Annotated in this window: 16 protein-coding genes; 9 read left to right on the forward strand and 7 right to left on the reverse strand. The window is 68.5% G+C overall.

Going from position 1 to position 16,148, the window contains the following annotated elements; translation table 11 throughout:
• Positions 1–14: 14 nt before the first annotated feature.
• From Q333_RS0101940 to Q333_RS0101960, 5 genes are read left to right on the forward strand one after another with little or no spacing between them, the layout of a single operon-like run.
• Positions 15–1,325, forward strand: coding sequence for an aconitase/3-isopropylmalate dehydratase large subunit family protein (locus Q333_RS0101940; protein ID WP_029415065.1), 1,311 nt, complete (start codon positions 15–17; stop codon positions 1,323–1,325).
• The gene (locus Q333_RS0101945; RefSeq protein ID WP_029415066.1) at positions 1,322–1,834 is read left to right on the forward strand and encodes a LeuD/DmdB family oxidoreductase small subunit; all 513 of its coding nucleotides are present in this window, start codon (positions 1,322–1,324) and stop codon (positions 1,832–1,834) included. Before Q333_RS0101940 ends, Q333_RS0101945 begins: the two co-directional genes overlap by 4 nt.
• Positions 1,831–2,709: an isocitrate lyase/PEP mutase family protein gene (locus tag Q333_RS0101950; RefSeq protein WP_029415067.1), complete on the forward strand. Its 879-nt coding sequence runs from the start codon at positions 1,831–1,833 to the stop codon at positions 2,707–2,709. Before Q333_RS0101945 ends, Q333_RS0101950 begins: the two co-directional genes overlap by 4 nt.
• Positions 2,706–3,656 carry a polysaccharide deacetylase family protein gene (locus Q333_RS0101955; protein WP_029415068.1) on the forward strand — a complete coding sequence of 317 codons (951 nt, stop codon included), beginning with the start codon at positions 2,706–2,708 and terminating at the stop codon, positions 3,654–3,656. Before Q333_RS0101950 ends, Q333_RS0101955 begins: the two co-directional genes overlap by 4 nt.
• A complete protein-coding gene (locus Q333_RS0101960; RefSeq protein WP_029415069.1) occupies positions 3,643–4,545 on the forward strand; it encodes a polysaccharide deacetylase family protein in 903 nt (300 codons plus the stop codon). The genes Q333_RS0101955 and Q333_RS0101960 overlap by 14 nt, the downstream gene beginning before the upstream one ends.
• A 3-nt stretch (positions 4,546–4,548) precedes the next feature.
• On the opposite strand, the gene Q333_RS0101965 is transcribed toward Q333_RS0101960, so the two are convergent.
• Both Q333_RS0101965 and Q333_RS0101970 read right to left on the reverse strand, forming a co-directional pair.
• Complete coding sequence (locus Q333_RS0101965; protein ID WP_051651061.1) at positions 4,549–5,145, reverse strand: VOC family protein; 597 nt, start codon at positions 5,143–5,145, stop codon at positions 4,549–4,551.
• Entirely contained in the window at positions 5,142–5,837 is a 696-nt protein-coding gene (locus Q333_RS0101970; RefSeq protein WP_029415071.1) for an isochorismatase family protein, read from the reverse strand. Before Q333_RS0101970 ends, Q333_RS0101965 begins: the two co-directional genes overlap by 4 nt.
• Before the next feature lie 143 nt (positions 5,838–5,980).
• Here Q333_RS0101970 and Q333_RS0101975 point away from each other — a divergent pair, with 143 nt between their 5' ends.
• From Q333_RS0101975 to Q333_RS0101985, 3 genes are read left to right on the forward strand one after another with little or no spacing between them, the layout of a single operon-like run.
• Positions 5,981–8,296: a TonB-dependent receptor gene (locus Q333_RS0101975; protein WP_084175676.1), complete on the forward strand. Its 2,316-nt coding sequence runs from the start codon at positions 5,981–5,983 to the stop codon at positions 8,294–8,296.
• A 10-nt stretch (positions 8,297–8,306) separates the two neighbouring features.
• A complete protein-coding gene (locus Q333_RS0101980) occupies positions 8,307–9,134 on the forward strand; it encodes an alpha/beta hydrolase (protein WP_029415073.1) in 828 nt (275 codons plus the stop codon).
• 4 nt (positions 9,135–9,138) lie between these two features.
• Complete coding sequence (locus Q333_RS0101985) at positions 9,139–9,684, forward strand: VOC family protein (RefSeq protein WP_029415074.1); 546 nt, start codon at positions 9,139–9,141, stop codon at positions 9,682–9,684.
• A gap of 6 nt (positions 9,685–9,690) precedes the next feature.
• On the opposite strand, the gene Q333_RS0101990 is transcribed toward Q333_RS0101985, so the two are convergent.
• From Q333_RS0101990 to Q333_RS0102010, 5 genes are all read right to left on the reverse strand, one after another.
• Entirely contained in the window at positions 9,691–10,404 is a 714-nt protein-coding gene (locus tag Q333_RS0101990) for a DUF3108 domain-containing protein (protein WP_029415075.1), read from the reverse strand.
• Positions 10,401–11,828, reverse strand: coding sequence for an aldehyde dehydrogenase family protein (locus Q333_RS0101995; RefSeq protein ID WP_029415076.1), 1,428 nt, complete (start codon positions 11,826–11,828; stop codon positions 10,401–10,403). The genes Q333_RS0101990 and Q333_RS0101995 overlap by 4 nt, the downstream gene beginning before the upstream one ends.
• A complete protein-coding gene (locus Q333_RS0102000) occupies positions 11,825–13,405 on the reverse strand; it encodes an FAD-binding oxidoreductase (protein ID WP_051651064.1) in 1,581 nt (526 codons plus the stop codon). The genes Q333_RS0101995 and Q333_RS0102000 overlap by 4 nt, the downstream gene beginning before the upstream one ends.
• Positions 13,402–14,052, reverse strand: coding sequence for a hypothetical protein (locus Q333_RS0102005; RefSeq protein WP_211249681.1), 651 nt, complete (start codon positions 14,050–14,052; stop codon positions 13,402–13,404). Before Q333_RS0102005 ends, Q333_RS0102000 begins: the two co-directional genes overlap by 4 nt.
• A 69-nt stretch (positions 14,053–14,121) precedes the next feature.
• Positions 14,122–14,910 (reverse strand): GntR family transcriptional regulator, encoded by a 789-nt coding sequence (locus Q333_RS0102010; RefSeq protein ID WP_084175679.1) that lies wholly within the window; start codon positions 14,908–14,910, stop codon positions 14,122–14,124.
• Positions 14,911–14,973: 63 nt separating this feature from the next.
• Between Q333_RS0102010 and Q333_RS0102015 the strand changes: the two genes are divergently transcribed.
• Complete coding sequence (locus tag Q333_RS0102015; RefSeq protein WP_029415080.1) at positions 14,974–16,020, forward strand: nitrilase-related carbon-nitrogen hydrolase; 1,047 nt, start codon at positions 14,974–14,976, stop codon at positions 16,018–16,020.
• The last annotated feature ends 128 nt before the right edge of the window (positions 16,021–16,148 follow it).

The following is a 16,148-nucleotide window of genomic DNA, read 5'->3' on the forward strand; positions in this document are numbered from 1 at the left end:
GCTGCGGGATTCGGATGGCCGGGGCCAACGCCATAAAGGGTCGCACGCTCGTCGAGAAGATCGCGGCGAAGGCTTCGGGCCGCGCCGACGCGCGGGCGGGCGATCTGGTGACCGCCGAGGTCGACCTGTGCTTCGCCCATGACAGCTCCGGCCCGCGCCGCTGGGCGCCGATGCTGGCCGAGCTGGGGCGGGGGCTATGGGATCCGTCGAAGGTCGTGATCGCCTCGGACCACTACGTCCCGGCCGTGGACGCCGAGAGCGCGGCGATCCTGTCGCTCACACGCCGGTTCGCGGCCGAGCATGGGGTCGGCCGCTTCTACGACATGGAGGGCATCGGCCACATGCTGCTGGCCGAGCGGGGGCTGGTCCGGCCGGGGATGCTGGTGGCGGGCGGCGACAGCCACACGCCGATGGCGGGCGCCTTTGGAGCCTATGCGGCGGGCTATGGCGCGACGGACATGGCGGCCATCGCGGCGACAGGCCGCACCTGGCTGCAGGTGCCCGCGACGATCCGGATCGACTGGCGGGGCACCCTCCGGGACGGCGTGACGGCCAAGGACATGATGCTGTTCCTGTGCCGCGAACTGGGCATGGACAACGGCTTCCGCGCGGTCGAGTTCGCCGGGCCGACGGTCGAGGCCATGTCGATGCCCGAGCGGCTGGTCCTGACAAACATGGCGGCCGAGCTGGGGGCCGAGACGGGCGTCGTGGCTCCAGACGCGACCACCTTCGCCTGGCTGCGCGACGCCGGAGCGCCGGTCGAAGACGAGGCGGCGGCCAGGGCCTGGGCCTCCGATCCGGACGCGGACTACGAGGCGGTGCACCGCCTCGACGCGGTCGAGCTGCAGCCCATGATCGCCCTGCCCCACTCGCCCGCGAACAGCGTGGCGGTGGCCGAGGCCGAGGGGCGCCGGATCGATCAGGCCTACATCGGCGCGTGCGTGGGGGCCAAGCTGGAGGACCTGAGGATGGCCGCCCGGGTGCTAAAGGGCCATCGCGTCGCGCCGGGCATTCGGCTGCTGGTCGCCCCGGCCTCGTCGAGGGTCACCGAGGCGGCGGCTCGGGAAGGCACCCTGGCGATCCTGATGGCGGCGGGGGCGACGCTGATGCCGTCGGGCTGCGGGGCCTGCGCGGGCATGGGGGCAGGGCTGCTGGCGGACGGCGAGGTCTGCATCTCGACCACCAACCGCAACTTCAAGGGCCGCATGGGGCATGCGGGGGCGGAAGTCTATCTGGGCTCGCCCTACAGCGTGGCGGCCGCCGCCGTCGAGGGCCGGATCGTCGATCCGCGCGGCTACTTGAACCAGCGGAGGGCGGCGGCATGACCCTGCCCGACAGCGGCCGCGCCTTCGTCTTCGGCGATCAGATCGACACCGATCTGCTGGCCCCCGGCCATCTGATGAAGCTCGACCCCGACGCGCTCGCCGCCCATTGCCTGGAGGCCATCGATCCGACCTTCGCGAGCACGGTCCGGCCCGGCGATTTCGTGGTGGCGGGCCTGAACTTCGGCCTCGGATCGTCGCGCGAGCAGGCGGCGGTGTCCCTGAAGCGTCTGGGGGTGCGGGCGGTGATCGCCCGGTCGTTCGCGCGGATCTTCTGGCGCAACGCCATAAACCTGGGCCTGCCTGCCGTGACCCTGCCGGAAGCCGACCAGATCGCCGCCGGCGACCTATTGAGCCTCGATCTGGGGGCCGGTCGCCTGACGAACCAGACCCCGGGGCGGACCTACGCCTTCGCCCCCTTCCCCGACCATCTGACGGCGATGATGCGCGACGGGGGGCTGATCGCCCACCTGAAGCGTTCCGCCGCCTCCCAGACCGGAGCCGCCGCGTGAGCCTGAAAGCCCGCCTGACCCAGCCCGGCGCGCCGGTCCATGCCCCCGGCGCCTTCGACGCCCTATCGGCCCTGCTGATCGAACAGGCCGGGTTCGAGGCCGTCTATCTGTCGGGCGCCTCGATCGCCTACACCCAGCTGGGCCGACCGGACCTGGGGCTGGTCAGCTTCGACCACGTCGCGGATGTGGTCGCGCGCATCTGCGAGCGGGTGGATATCCCCCTGATCGTCGACGCCGACACCGGCTTCGGCAACGCCCTGAACGTGGCCCGCACGGTCAAGGTTTTCGAGCGCAACGGGGCCCGCGCCATTCAGCTAGAGGACCAGACCTTCCCCAAACGCTGTGGCCATCTGGCGGGCAAGGGCGTCGCGCCCGTCGACGACATGATCGGCAAGGTCCACGCCGCGCTGGACGCGCGGCGCTCCGACGAGACCCTGATCATCGCGCGCACCGACGCCATCGCGGTCGAAGGGTTCGAGCCCGCGATGGAACGTGCCATCGCCTATGCCGAGGCCGGGGCCGACGTGGTCTTCGTCGAAGCCCCCCGCAGCCAGGACGAGATGAGGCGGATCATCGCCGATCTGAAGGGCACCCCCGCCATGGCCAATATGGTCGAGGGCGGCCAGACGCCGATCCTGACCCGCGATGCGCTCGGCGAGATCGGCTTCAGGCTGGTGATTAGCCCCGGTGCCCTGGTCCGCGCCCTGATCCCGGCGGCCGAGAGCTTCCTGCGCGCCCTGAAGGCCGAGGGGTCCACGGTCGGCTACAAGGAGAAGATGACGGACCTGGCCGGGGTCAACGCCCGCATCGGCCTCGAGGAAATGCTGGCGCTGGGCGACCGCTATGAGCCGGAGCGGCGGGAAGCGGCCGAGTGAACCGATCCGACCCCAATCTCTACGACCACTGGCCCTATCGCGACCGGCCGAAGATCGTCTGGCCGGGCGGCAAGGCGCTGGCCTTCTGGATCGCGCCCAACATCGAATTCTACGAGTTCGATCCGCCGGTGAATCCGTCGCGGCCCGGCTGGCCAAGGCCCGCGCCCGATGTGGTTGGATACTCACAGCGGGACTGGGGCAACCGGGTGGGGCACTGGCGGCTGCAGGACCTGCTGGACCGGCACGAGCTGCGCGGATCGGTCAGCCTGTCGATCGGCCTGATCGACCATCATCCGGAGATCATCGAGGCGGCGAACGCGCGCGGCTGGGAGTTCTTCAGCCACGGCATCTACAACACCCGCTATTCCTACGGCATGGACGAGGCCCAGGAGCGGGCGGTGCTGGAGGACTCGATCCGCTCGGTCGAGGCGGCGACCGGCCAGCGCATCCGGGGCTATCTGGCGCCGGCCCTGACGCATACGGCGCGGACGCTGGACCTGATCGCCGAGCGTGACTTCTGGTACTCCTGCGACCTGTTCCAGGATGACCAGCCCCAGCCGCTGAAGACCCGCACCGGACGGCTGGTCTCCATGCCCTATTCGCTCGAGGTCAACGACGTCATCGGCTATTCGGTGATGGGGCTCGATCCGTGGCGCTATGCCGACATCCTGAAGCGGCACTTCGACCAGCTGTTGGCCGAGGGACGCGAGAGTGGCACGGTCATGTGCATTCCGCTGCACGCCTATCTGGTCAGCCAGCCGAACCGGATTCGGGCCTTCGAAAGTGCGCTGGAGCACATCATGGGACACCGCGACGAGGTCTGGTTCGCGACCGGCTCGGAGATCGCAGCCTTCTATCGCGAGCACTGCTGGGACCAGACGGTGGCGGACATCGAGCGGCGCGGGCTGGCGACGGGCGGATACGGGTTCGACGATGCCGCTGCCTGAGGAGCATCTGATCTATCCGCATCGGCGACGCGGCATGGACCAGTCGCTCTACGACTGGCGACCGGCGACGGCGCGGTCCAAGGGGCGCTGGCCGGGCGACCGGGGGCTGGCGGTGATGATCGTCCTGCCGGTCGAGTGGCACATGCTCGACCCGTCCGGAAAGCCGTTCAAGCACCCCGGCGCCATGCAGACGACGTGGCCGGACCTGAGGCACTACACGACCCGCGACTATGGCCCGCGTGTGGGGGCCTATCGCCTTTTGCGAGCGCTGAAGGACGCCGGGCTGAAGGCGACCGTGCCGGTGAACGGCATCGCGCTGGACCGTTATCGGCCCTTGGTCGAGGCGGCGCTCGAGGAGGGGCATGAGGTCGCGGCCCACGGCTGGTCGACGGACGCCATCAACCACTCCGGACTGTCCGGGGACGAGGAGCGCGCCCTGGTCGCCCGCACCCGCGACGCTTTCGACGCCGCGGGCCTGAAGCCACGCGGCTGGATGAGCCCGGCGCGCCAGCAGTCGTTTCGCACCCTTTCCCTCATCGCCGAGGCGGGTTTTGACGTTTGCCTGGACTGGGAGCAGGACGAGGTGCCGGTGGCCATGACCACCGATGCAGGCGTCGTCCACGCCGTGCCGCTGATGAACGAGCTCGACGACCGCACCCTGCTGATCGACCGCCGCCAGACCGAGGACGCCTGGGCCGATCAGGTGCTTGAGGCGGCTGCGTATCTGAAGGCTGACGCGGGAGTCGATGATCGTCGGGTGCTGGGCTTCACCCTGACCAGCTATGTCGCCGGCCAGCCGTTCCGGATGAGCGCGGTGCGGCGGATACTGGCGGGATTGGCGGACGGCGGAGCCTGGAGCGCGACGGCGAGCGAGCTCGCGAACACCTGATCGTCACTCCCCCACCGGCAGATCGCTCAGCACCTGGTTCAGCTCGACGTAATGCCCGTCGGGGTCATAGACGGACGAGAAGTTCACCCGGATCACGCTGGTCCCGTCATAGCCGGGGTAGGTTACCACATGCGGCGTGTCCCCCACCCGCACGCCCGGTGAGGCGACGGCGCGGGCGAAGACCTCTTCCTGGTTCTCGACGTTGAAGACCAGCACGATATCGCCGGGGTGCAGCACGTTGTCGTCTGGCGCGCGCTCGGGCCGTGGCTCGCGTTCGGGCTTGGTGTATTCCATCAGGCCAAGGATGCCGATGTAGTCGTCGTTGGCGCGCAGGAAGACGAGGCGCAACGACCGCTCCGCCGCCTCATCCGTCCGCGCGTCTCGCGGCGTCCGAATGATGTTGTCATAGATGGGCACCAGCCCGATGGCGCGATAGAAAGCCAGCGACGCCTCCATGTCGCGCACCACGAGCGTCGTGCGGCGCAGGTCCAACGGAACGCGCTGATCGGCGGGCACGCGGTCCGGCGACGGCTCGGCGATAGCGGTCGAAGCGCAGGCCGAGATCGCGAGCGAGACGGCGATGGCGAGGGCGCGGATCATCGGGTGGTCTCCAGGTGCCTCAGGACCTCGATCGCCGGCAGGACGTCGGCGTACTTCAGCAGCAGGTCCGTCAGATTGGCGTAGTGGTAGCTCTCGTGCTTGTCGGCGACGCATTCGACCGGGACGATGGTGCGGTATCCGCGCGACACGCTTTCGACGGCGGTGGCTCGCACGCAGCCCGAGGTCGAGCCGCCGGTGACAATGACCGTGTCGACCCGGTGCCAGATCAGATAGCTCTGCAGCGGCGTCTCGTGGAACGCCGACGGCATGCGCTTGTCAAAGATCAGGTCGACATGGCAGTCGGGCCGCGCGCGAGGGTCGAAAGCGTGGCGCTCGGACCCGAACTTGATGTTCTGCAGGCTGTCGGGCGTGTCGGTCCGCGTGCCCCAGACACCCGCGTCGCCGCCATCGGGCTTGTAGCAGACGCGGGTCCAGACGACCGGCAATCCCGCTGCGCGCGCGGCATCGCTGAGCCGGTTGATCCAGTCGATCTGGTCCGGGTCGGTGACATAGGCCGACTTCGGAAACAGGTCAGGCCGCGTGTAGGCCTGCTGCACGTCGATGTTCACCACGGCCGCCCTCTTGCCAAAGCCGAAGCCCTTGCGGGCCGGATTGGCCAGAACCTCCTCATAGATCGCGCGTGCGGGGCGGTCGTCGCGCGTCATCGTCGACTCGAAGCGAAGCTGGCTCATTTCGGACCGTGACCCTCACAACACGACGTTCCTGCGACAGGGTAGCGACGCTTGTGGGACGCCGCAAATGATATAAGGATATACCATTAGCACCGACCGATCAGAGTCGGGTCCGCCGTCATTCAGATGCAGGAGAGCCGTCCATGCGTAGGTCCGCGTTGCTGTTTTCGAGCGTATCCGCCCTTGTTCTCATGGCCTCGGGCCCGTCTTTCGCCCAAACGGCGACACAGGCCGAACAGGATTCGCGCCTGGACGACATCGTCGTCACCGCCCAGCGGCGCGAGCAGAACATCCAGGACGTGCCGCTCGCCGTTACGGCCTTCACAGATACCCAGCTGGAAATCGCGATCGTCGAGGACACAACCGATCTGGTGCGGGTCACGCCCAGCCTGACGGGCGGCCTGAACACCGGCACCGGCGGCGCGGTCAGCTACTTCATCCGGGGCCTGGGCTCGACCGAGCAGGTCGCCACCTTTGACGTGCCCGTCGCCACCTACGTCGACGAGGTCTATGTCGCGCGCCAGATCGCAAACAACATCACCCTGCTGGATGTCGACCAGATCGAGGTGTTACGCGGGCCCCAGGGCACGCTGTTCGGCCGCAACACCACGGGCGGCGCCATCTCGATCACAACGCGCAAGCCCGATCAGGACTTCCGCGCCAGCCTGGAGGGCTCCTACGGCTCGTTCGAGCGGCGCACCCTCCGCGGGGCCATCTCCGGCCCGATTTCCGAGACGGTCGCGGGCGGTCTGACGCTGCTTCGCATCGACGATGACGGCTACTCGGAAAGCCTGACGACGGGCGAGGACCTGAACGGGGAAGAAACCTGGGGCATCCGTGGGGCCCTGCGCGTCACCCCGAACGAAGACTGGGAATGGAACCTGTCCGGCGACTGGGTCGATCAGCTGAAGACCACCATCGGCGTCAATCCCGTCGATCCTGAGTACACCAGCCGTACCGGCCTGCGCACCTATGATTGCACGAAGGGCGCGATCGACATTTTCCTGAACCAGCGCCAGGGCAACTGCGCGCGCACCAAGGTCGGGACCCTGATCTCGAACCTGCGCTACGACATGGACTGGGCGACGATCAACTTCATCACCGGTTACATCACCACGGACCAGAACTTTTCGCTCGATTTCGGCTTGGGCGGCAGTCCCTCGCCGTTCGGCGGCTTCACCATCTCCAACGAGGTCGAGAGCGAGCAGTTCACCCAGGAGATCAAGCTGTCGGGCGAGACCGGCCGCGTGAACTGGGTCGCCGGCCTGTTCTACTTCACCGAGGACAACGAAACCTACCAGGTCGATACCTTCGCCACGACTCCGACGGCGACCACCTCTCTGGTGCTGGGGGACCGCCTGCTGAACAACTCAACCGACAGCTTCGCAGTCTACGCCCAGGCCGACATCTCGCTGACCGATCAGCTGATCCTGACGCTGGGCGGTCGCTATACCGACGAGGACAAGGACATCCAGTTCATTGACCGGACCCGGGCCACATATCCGGCCGGCTTCATCAACGCGACCGGCGCCGCCAACGTCCGCCCCACGACCGCCAATCTTGTCGCAGCGGGCATACCCGTCGAACAGTCGACGTCGAAGTTCACCCCGCGCGTCGCACTCGCCTATGAATACAGCGACGACATCATGTTCTTCGCGTCGGCGACCAACGGCTTTAAGTCGGGCGGCTGGAACGCGCGCGGCACCACGGCGATTACCAACTCCGCCTTTGGCCCTGAAGAAGCTTGGTCCTACGAACTGGGCATGCGGTCCGACCTGTTCGACGACAGCCTGCGCCTGAACCTGACGCTCTATCGGCTGGACGTCGAGGATCTGCAGTTGCTGTCAGGGCAACCGCGCCCCGGTGGCGGCATCGACTTCGTGACCCGCAACGCCGGCGGGCTGGAGGCCACAGGCCTGGAGGCGGAGATTACCTGGCGTCCCACCGACGCGCTCGAGATTTACGCCACCGGCTCCGTCGCCGACCGGGAGTACGTCGACATTCCCGCCGTCAACGGCGCGGGGGGTGTGCCCTGCTCTTCCACGCCGGAGCCTCTGAACTGCGTCACCACGCGCGATCAACCGGTCCGCTTCCCGGAGGCCCAGGGCACGCTCGGCGCTCGCTACACCCTGCCGACGACCTTCCTGGACGGCGAGTGGTCCTTGAACGGTTCGATCAGCTATTCGGACGAGTACTGGACCTCGACCTACAACGACACGCCGACCGCGACGGGTGTTCCGTTCGGTGGGACCACGGCCATTACGGCGCCGCTGTCGCTGACGCCCTCGACCACGGTCTACAACCTGGGCATCCGCTATGAGAGCAATGACGGGGCCTGGGTGGCATCGCTGGACTGCTCCAACTGCGGCGAGGAGTATTACACCACCTCCTCGCTGGTCGGCCTCGCCTATCCGAACGATCCGCGCCGGGTGACCTTCCGCGTGCGCCGGAACTTCTGAGGCCGAGGAGTTGCGCCGCCGGACGCTCCTGGCCGGCGGCGCATTGGGGGCGGTCCTGAACGCCACCCACAGCGGGGCGCGAGCAGCAAGCTCGCGCCCCGTCTTCGTACTGGTGCACGGCGCCTGGCACGGGGGCTGGTGCTGGCGGCCGGTCGCCGGGCGGCTGGAGGCAGCCGGGGCGCGAGTGCTGACGCCAACACTCACGGGCTGCGGCGAACGTGCCCACCTGATGGGACCCGACGTGGGGCTGGACACCCACATCGAGGACGTCGTTGCTGTCATCGAGGCCGAGGAACTGACCCAGGTCCACGTCTGTGGCCATTCCTACGGCGGCATGGTCATCACGGGTGTCTGCGACCGCCTGAAAGACCGGATCACCTCGGTGTTTTATCTTGACGCCGCCGTGCCGTCGGACGGCCATACCATGATCACCCAGTCGCCGGGGATCACACCCGAAGCGGCCGCCGCGACGGAGGCGGGCCTGCGGGCGCTGGCCCCCGATGGCGTGGCCATGCAGGTCTTCCCCGACGTGACGATCTTCGGCGTCGCGGCCGGAGGCGAGGACGAGGCTTGGCTCAAGCGTCGCCTGACGCCCCACCCCCTTAAGACCTGGCTGGACCCGATCCGTCTGACCAACGGCGGCTCCGACGGCCTGCGCCGCGCCTATGTCCACTGCGTCGATCCCGTCCTGCCGATGGCGTCCTTCCCGGCGCACCACGCCCGCCTGAGGGACGATCCGAGCTGGAGCGTCTCGACGCTGGCGACCGGCCATGACGCCATGATCACGGCTCCGGCCGCGATGACTGACCTGCTGCTCTCCCAGATCGTTCAAGGATGATCCCATGACGACCGACCGCCGCGCGCTCCTGATCGGCTCTGCCCTGACCCCCGCCGCGCTCGCCACGGCGGCTGTCGCCCAGACGCCGCCTTCGACCGGCCAACTGGTGCGCTGCGCCCTGTTCGTCTCGGACGTCGAGGCGTCGACCCTCTTCTACCGAGACATCATCGGCCTGCCGGAACTCCTGTTCGAAGGCGCCTTGCAAGGCGCGCCGCTTGAGCGTCTGCTGGGCCTCGCCGAGGGTGTCGGTGTCCGCTTCCGCATCCTCAAGGCCGAGGGCCCGCCCTACGGCATGATCGCCCTGTTCCAGGTTACGGGACAGACGCTGACGCGGGTCCAGAAGACGGAGGGGACCGTGAACATCGGTGAGGGAGTCCTAGTGTTTCATCGTCCGGACCTCGACGCCATCGCCAACCGGCTGGCGGCTGTTGGTCAGAGCTTCCTCAGCGGTCCCGAACGCCTGGTCGACACGCCCCAGCGCCGCACCGACCGCGAGGTCATGCTGCGTGACCCGGACGGCGTCCTGATCAACATCATCGAACGCGCCTGATGCCGATCAACGCTCCAGCGCGACGAGCTCGTACCAGGTCTGCATGTAGCCACCGACCCCGCCTTGCAGCATCACGCCGTCCGCGTCGTCGGTGATCCAGACGTCGTAGGGCGGGTGCTGGCCACCCATGCCCGCCGTGCCGTCGTCGATGAACTGGAAATGCTTGGCCGCAAACGTCCCGGCCTTCACCGTCACCGTCTCCCGACCCAGGAACAGCACGTCGATGTTGACCTCCGAGATCATCGGCGGCGTCGCGCCGCGATGGTCGGGGCTGGGCAGCATGACGCGCAGCTTGCGTTTCTCGCCGTCCGTCCAGTCCGAGAGGGCCAGCAGGTATCCGTCGGCCACGACCGGATGGGTGCCCATGCCGTCGATCGGGCCGTTCAACGGCACGCGCTGAGACAGACGGCCGATGGCGGGACCGTAGCTTTCGCACTCGACCGCGTCCTCGGCGAAGCGAAACCAGCCCGAGCCCATGAAGCGGTCGTCGACCGTCAGCCGGACATGGCAGTCCATCGGCCGCTTATGCTCATCCAGCGAATAGACGATATCGCGCAGCACCGTGGGATGCGGGTCCTCGATCTCGCAGTGCGCCCGCAGCGTGACCTTCCCATCGGTGTGATGGGTGAAGCGGAAGTGCTCGATGCCGCGCGGCTGATCCAGCCGCTCGGGCTTCTTGGAGGTGTAGAGGATGGTGCCGGTGATGGAGCGGTGCTTCACGTCGAACCCTCTTCGGAAAAGGCCGCCAGCGGCAGGGGGCGGGCGGTGTTGGCGATCAGCGCCTGGCGACGCAGGAAGCGGCGATAGCCGTCCTCGCCCATGCGCGACGGGCCAAGCCCTGAGGCCTTGAAGCCCTGTTTGGCCGCCTCGTAGAAGATCGAGGTCAGGGCCGCGTCGTTCAGGCTGATGGCGCCCGCCTCCAGCCGCCGGCCGACGGCCTCGGCCTCCTCCAGCGTGGCGGCGAAGACGGCCCCGGACAGGCCGTACTCGCCGTCGTTGGCCAGGGCGACGGCCTCGTCCACCCTGTCGAAGGCGACGACCGGCAGGAGGGGGCCAAAGGTCTCGTCGCGCATGACGGCCATGTCCGGGGTGACGCCGGACAGCACCGTGGGGCGCAGCCAGCGGCCGCCGCCGTGGGTCTCGATCTCGCCGCCGGTCAGGACGCGGGCGCCCTTGGCCTTCGCATCGGCGATCTGGGCGGCCAGGATGTCGGTCTGGCGGTCGAAGATGATGGGGCCGATCTCTCCGGCGGTGATGTCGGGCCAGTTCAGGCGCGCGGCCTCGGCCTTCTCGACCAGACGGGTGAGGAAGGCGTCGTGGATCGGCCGGTCGACATAGATGCGCTCGATCGACTGGCAGGCCTGGCCCGTGGACAGGACCGAACCGCGCAGCGCCGCGTCGGTGGCGGCTTCGAGGTCGGCCCCCTCCAGCACGATCAGAGGGTCCTTGCCGCCGAGTTCGAGGTAGGCGGGGATCAAGCGACCCGCGGCCTGAACCGCGACCTTGCGCCCCGTCGCCACAGAGCCTGTGAAGCAGACGCAGTCCGCCACATCGACCACCGCCTGACCCGTCGCGCCGTCGCCGGGAACGATAGCGAAGACGGCGGCCAGGTCCGGAACCTCCGCCACGGCGGCCATGACCGGGGCGATGAAGCGGGGCGTGACTTCCGACGGTTTCACCAGGACCGCGCATCCGGCCAGCAGGGCCGGGACGGCGTCGATCATCCCGAGCAGCAGGGGGAAGTTCCACGGGCTGACCACTCCGACCAGCGGATAGGCCTTCCACGCGGCCGTATGCCGAACGGACGGGAGGCCCCTGCCTTGGACCCACTGCGGCTCTGCGTCGGCGGCGACCACGCGGGCCCAAGCCTCGATGGAGGCGACCACGCTGTCGATCTCCAGCCGGGCGATGCGGCGACGGCCGGTGTCGGCTTCCAGGGCCGCGCTGATGGCTTCGGCGTGGCGGCGCAGGGACTGGCCAAAGGCGCGCAAGACCTCCAGCCGGGACGCCGCCCCCCTGCCCTCCCACGCGGCTTGGGCGGCGCGCAGTCGAGTGGCGACCTCGGCCACCTCGGCTGGATCGAGCGCCTGGCCGCGCCAATCGTGAACGCCGGTCCTCGGGTCGCGGGCGGTGAAGGTTCTCACAGGCCCAGCACGCCAGGGTTCATGCGGTTGGTCGGATCGACCTCGGCCTTGATCGCGTGGATCAGGCGGCGCGCGCCCTCGTCCAAACTGTCAAACCAGGGATAGGTCCGGCCGATCTGGAAATGGGCGGCGCCGATCTCGGTGAAGGCGTCGATGCAAGCGGCGCGAGCCTCGGCGACCAGAGCGGTGACCTTGGGGTCCTCGCCGTGGCGGGGGAGCTTGGACAGGACGTGCGGTTCGACCGTCGCCTCGTGCAAGAGGCGCCGCTCCTCGGGCCAAACGAAGACGGGCTCGATCAGGAGGGCGTTAGTCGACAGGGCCGTCAGCATCATTCCTGTCTGGACTCCGCCGGCCTCGAACCGGGGCTTCAGCGCCTCGAACCGGGCCATGATGGCGCGATAGGCCGCCGGGCCGTCCTGCAAGGCGACCAGGCCGTGGACCGGCACCCACCGCTCCCCGTCGGGGCCGAGCACATTGTTCAGAGGCGTGAACGGGCTGGTCCGCACAACGCGGGGGATCGATGCCTCGACCTCGCGTCCACCCAGACCCAGGCAGATGCGCCGCGCCTCGGCAAGATCGGCGTCGGCTCCGGCGGCCGAGCGCGCCTCGGCGGTCAGGTGGATCGACCAATCATCCGCGCCGAGAAAGCCGCGTCCCGCCATGGCCGTGCGCGCCGCCGCCGCCACGCCCTTCAGTCCGCCCGACGTCGCCATGGCCCCCAGCGCCTTGACCCCCTGAACCAGCGACGCCCGCTTCAGCCGCATGGCCGACAGGGCCGGGTCGAAGCCGAACATATCCGCCGCCACGCCCGCTCTGGAGATCTCGGCGGTCGCCGCCAGCGCCTGATCCGCCGTGTCGAAGGCGAAGGACCCGTGGGCCTCGTGCGCGGGCGCTCGCATCAGCCGGAGCGTGATCTCTGCCTTGACGCCGAGCGCCCCGCAGTCACCGCAGAACAGGCCGGTCAGATCGGGGCCGTAGTGACGGTAGAAGGCGCGGCCGTCGGCCTTTCGCCGCGCACCGGTCGTGACCAGCCGTCCGTCGGCAAGCACGACCGTCAGGCCGACCACGCTCTCCGACGTCGTGCCCCAATGCCCGGCGCCGAAGACGGCGTTCAGCTGGGACAGGCCGCCACCGATGGTGGATGAGACCCCCGAAAGCGGCCCCCAGAAGGGGGTGCGCAGGCCCTTGGGCTTCAGCGTCTCCAGCAGGGTCTTCCAGGTGCAGCCCGCCTCGACGGTCACCGTCATGGCCTCGGCGTCGACGTGCAGCACCCGGTCCATGCGGCCGAGGTCGATCAGGGCGACCGGCCCGGCGTTCGAGGCGTATCCGCCAGTATAGCTCATGCCCCCGCCGCGCGGCGCGACGGGCAGCTTCAGCCGCGCGGTCTCGGCCAGGGCGCGAGACAGGCCGGCTGTGTCGGCGGGGCGCAGGATCGCGATCGGACGGCGCCCGACCTTCCAGATGTCCTGGCCATAGAGCTCCAGCAGGGCTGGATCGGTCGAGACGACCTCGGGGCCGAGCGCGGCCTTCAGGGCGTCGGCGGGCGAAGGTCGGGACAGGTCGTCGGCAGGGCTCATTGGGGCTTCCACAGACCGAGAAGGGCCGCCGCCAGAAGCAGCAACCAGATGAGGAGGACAGCCGGGCGCGTGACCGCCAGCGAGCGGGCGATGCGGGCATCCGCGTCGGCCTGTCCCGCCGCGAGCGCGCCCAGCGCCGGGCCGAGATCAGCGGTCAGGCGGCGGACCAGCAGGCCGGTCAGGACACACCCGGCCAGGATCAGCAGCTTCAGGTTCAGGAACAGAGGCCAGCCCGTCGCGCCCGCCAGACCCGCCGCCCCAGCCGCGCCGAGCCCCGCCGCCGCGACCCAGCGAAGGCCGAGATCGAAGCGTCTCAGGCCCGACGCCGGTCCGGCGTGGCTGAGATGGATGCGCCAGGCGATGGACAGCCAGATCAGCCCTGTGATCCAGGCCACCGCGATCCACAGCGGATCGAGCGCCAGCCAGCCGCGCGTGACCGCCAGGGTGAACCCCGTCGGAAAGGCCAGGATCAAGGCCGTCCGGGGGGCCATGTCGACATCGGCCAGCAGACCGGCAGCCCCAAGTCGCGCCGCCCGATCCTTGTTCGGATTGGAGATCAGAAAGGACGCGACGAACGCGCCGAGGTCGCCTCCCAGCCAGTAGACCAGGATCAGGACATGCAGCATCAGGAGAAGCGCGTCGGCCAAGGCGTCGTCCGCAAATGATATAAGTCTATATCATTTGGTCTTGACCCTGTTGGCAAGCCCAAAGGGGCGTCAGGTCCAGCCCTCGGTCCCCTGGCGCTGGGACGTCATGTGATACTGGAAGCGATCAGGCCGGTAATGGCCCACGATCATCTGCACTGGCCGGGCGTCTGCGCCGATCATGATGCGCTCGATCTTCAGCACCGGGGCGCCGGACGGTACGTCCAGACAAGCTGACACGGTGGGAGAGGCCGCCGCCGCCGTGATCCACTGCTCAGCCTCCACGGCCCCTGCCCCCGCTCGTTCCAGCAGAGTCAGCAACGGCGTCGAGCGCAGCTCGTCGATGGAATAACGCGCCGCGATGTCGGCGGGCACATAGGTGGTCAGGTAGGAGAAGGGCTCGCCCTGGAGCTTTCTCAGGCGCACCGCCCTCTGGACCGTCGCGCCCGGTTCCAACTTCAGCCGCGCGGCGACCAACGCGTCGGCTGGCTCGTCGGCGACTTCCAGCAGTTCGACCTCGGTCGTCAGACCCATCGACTTGAGCGACGAGATCAGCGTCTCGAACGAACCCGAGACCAGCGGGATCACACCGCCGGTCGAAACGATGGTGCCCCGCCCGCGATGACGCGACACCAGGTTGTTCGCCGCCAGCTCGTTCAGCGCCCGCTTCACCGTGATGCGCGACACATCGAAGGCGCGCGCCAGTTCCTGCTCGCCTGGCAGGGTCTCGCCGTCGGCATAGACACCGGACTGGATGCGCTCGCGCAGCACCAGATAGACCTGATGATACAGGGGCGTCGGCAGGGTCCCGTTCAGAAGTCCCGCGTCGTCCGCCTGGATGTCCGATGCGCCGTCGGCCAAATGACCTATTCCTATACCAACTCAGTCCGCGCTAGGCATAGGACGATCCGCCCGGAGCGCGCAATGTCCGACCCTTCGCCCTACATCGCCCTCGCCTTGCAGACGACCTGCTTCGCCGTCAACGGCGACGCCGACGCCCGCGCCAGTCGGCCGCGCATGGCCGAGGCGATCCGCCGGATCGGCGCCCAGATCGGAGCCTCCAAACGCTTCATCGGTCCGGACGTGCGGCTGGTCGTCCTGCCCGAATACTTCCTGACCGGCTTTCCCATGGGTGAGCCCACCGCCGTCTGGGCAGAGAAGGCTTGTCTGGAACCTGATGGCGCCGAATACCGCGCGCTCGGCGAGGTCGCGCGCGCCCATGACGTCTTCCTGGCCGGCAACGCCTATGAGACGGACGAGCATTTCCCCGGCCTCTATTTCCAGTGCAGCTTCGTCATCGCCCCCTCCAGTGACGTCGTGCTGCGCTATCGCCGTCTGGTGACCTTGTTCGGTCCCAGCCCTTACGATGTCTGGGACCACTATATCGCCCGCTATGGCCTGGACGGCGTTTTCCCGGTCGCCGACACCGAGATCGGCCGCCTCGCCGCCATCGCCTCGGAAGAGATCCTCTATCCCGAGATCGCCCGCGCCCACGCCGTGCGCGGCGCTGAGGTGTTCGTGCATTCCTCGAGCGAGATCGCGGCGGCGCTGGCCACGCCCAAGAACGTCGCCAAACAGGCGCGCGCCATCGAGAACCTCGCCTACGTCGTCAGCGCCAATTCGGCGGGGATCGAGGGCATCGCCATCCCCAAGGCCTCCACCGACGCCTCGTCCAAGGTGATCGACTTCCGCGGGCTCGTGCTCGCAGAGGCGGGCTACGGCGAGAGCATGGCCGGATACGCCGAGATCGACGTCGGGGACCTGCGCCGCTACCGCCGCCGCCCCGGCATGCCCAACATCCTGTCGCGCCAGCCCATGCACCTCTGGAGCCAGGCCTATGCGGGGGTGGATATCCAGCCGAGGAACACCCTGCTCGACGGCTCCGGCGGCCTGACGGTCCCGACACCGGCCTTCTACGCCCAGCGGCAGCGGGCCGTGATCGACAAGCTGGCGGACGCCGGCGTGATCTGACGCCAACTGAACGATCGTCACCGTGTCGTCATGGTGACGATCGCAGCGCACACGCGCCCGGCCATGCGGCATCGTTACATTGCAGCGTTGACGCGCGCTGACGCTCGTCCATAGTCAAATGGTCTATA

Source organism: Brevundimonas bacteroides DSM 4726, assembly GCF_000701445.1.
Classification (GTDB): Bacteria; Pseudomonadota; Alphaproteobacteria; order Caulobacterales; family Caulobacteraceae; genus Brevundimonas; species Brevundimonas bacteroides.

What these genes read in the sequence shown, in the direction of transcription:
- Q333_RS0101940 (WP_029415065.1), top strand. Translation starts at nt 15, where the DNA reads ATGGCCGGGGCCAACGCCATAAAGGGTCGCACGCTCGTCGAGAAGATC.
- Q333_RS0101945 (WP_029415066.1), top strand. Translation starts at nt 1,322, where the DNA reads ATGACCCTGCCCGACAGCGGCCGCGCCTTCGTCTTCGGCGATCAGATC.
- Q333_RS0101960 (WP_029415069.1), top strand. Translation starts at nt 3,643, where the DNA reads ATGCCGCTGCCTGAGGAGCATCTGATCTATCCGCATCGGCGACGCGGC.
- Q333_RS0101965 (WP_051651061.1), bottom strand. Translation starts at nt 5,145, where the DNA reads ATGATCCGCGCCCTCGCCATCGCCGTCTCGCTCGCGATCTCGGCCTGC.
- Q333_RS0101970 (WP_029415071.1), bottom strand. Translation starts at nt 5,837, where the DNA reads ATGAGCCAGCTTCGCTTCGAGTCGACGATGACGCGCGACGACCGCCCC.
- Q333_RS0101975 (WP_084175676.1), top strand. Translation starts at nt 5,981, where the DNA reads ATGCGTAGGTCCGCGTTGCTGTTTTCGAGCGTATCCGCCCTTGTTCTC.
- Q333_RS0101985 (WP_029415074.1), top strand. Translation starts at nt 9,139, where the DNA reads ATGACGACCGACCGCCGCGCGCTCCTGATCGGCTCTGCCCTGACCCCC.
- Q333_RS0102000 (WP_051651064.1), bottom strand. Translation starts at nt 13,405, where the DNA reads ATGAGCCCTGCCGACGACCTGTCCCGACCTTCGCCCGCCGACGCCCTG.
- Q333_RS0102015 (WP_029415080.1), top strand. Translation starts at nt 14,974, where the DNA reads ATGTCCGACCCTTCGCCCTACATCGCCCTCGCCTTGCAGACGACCTGC.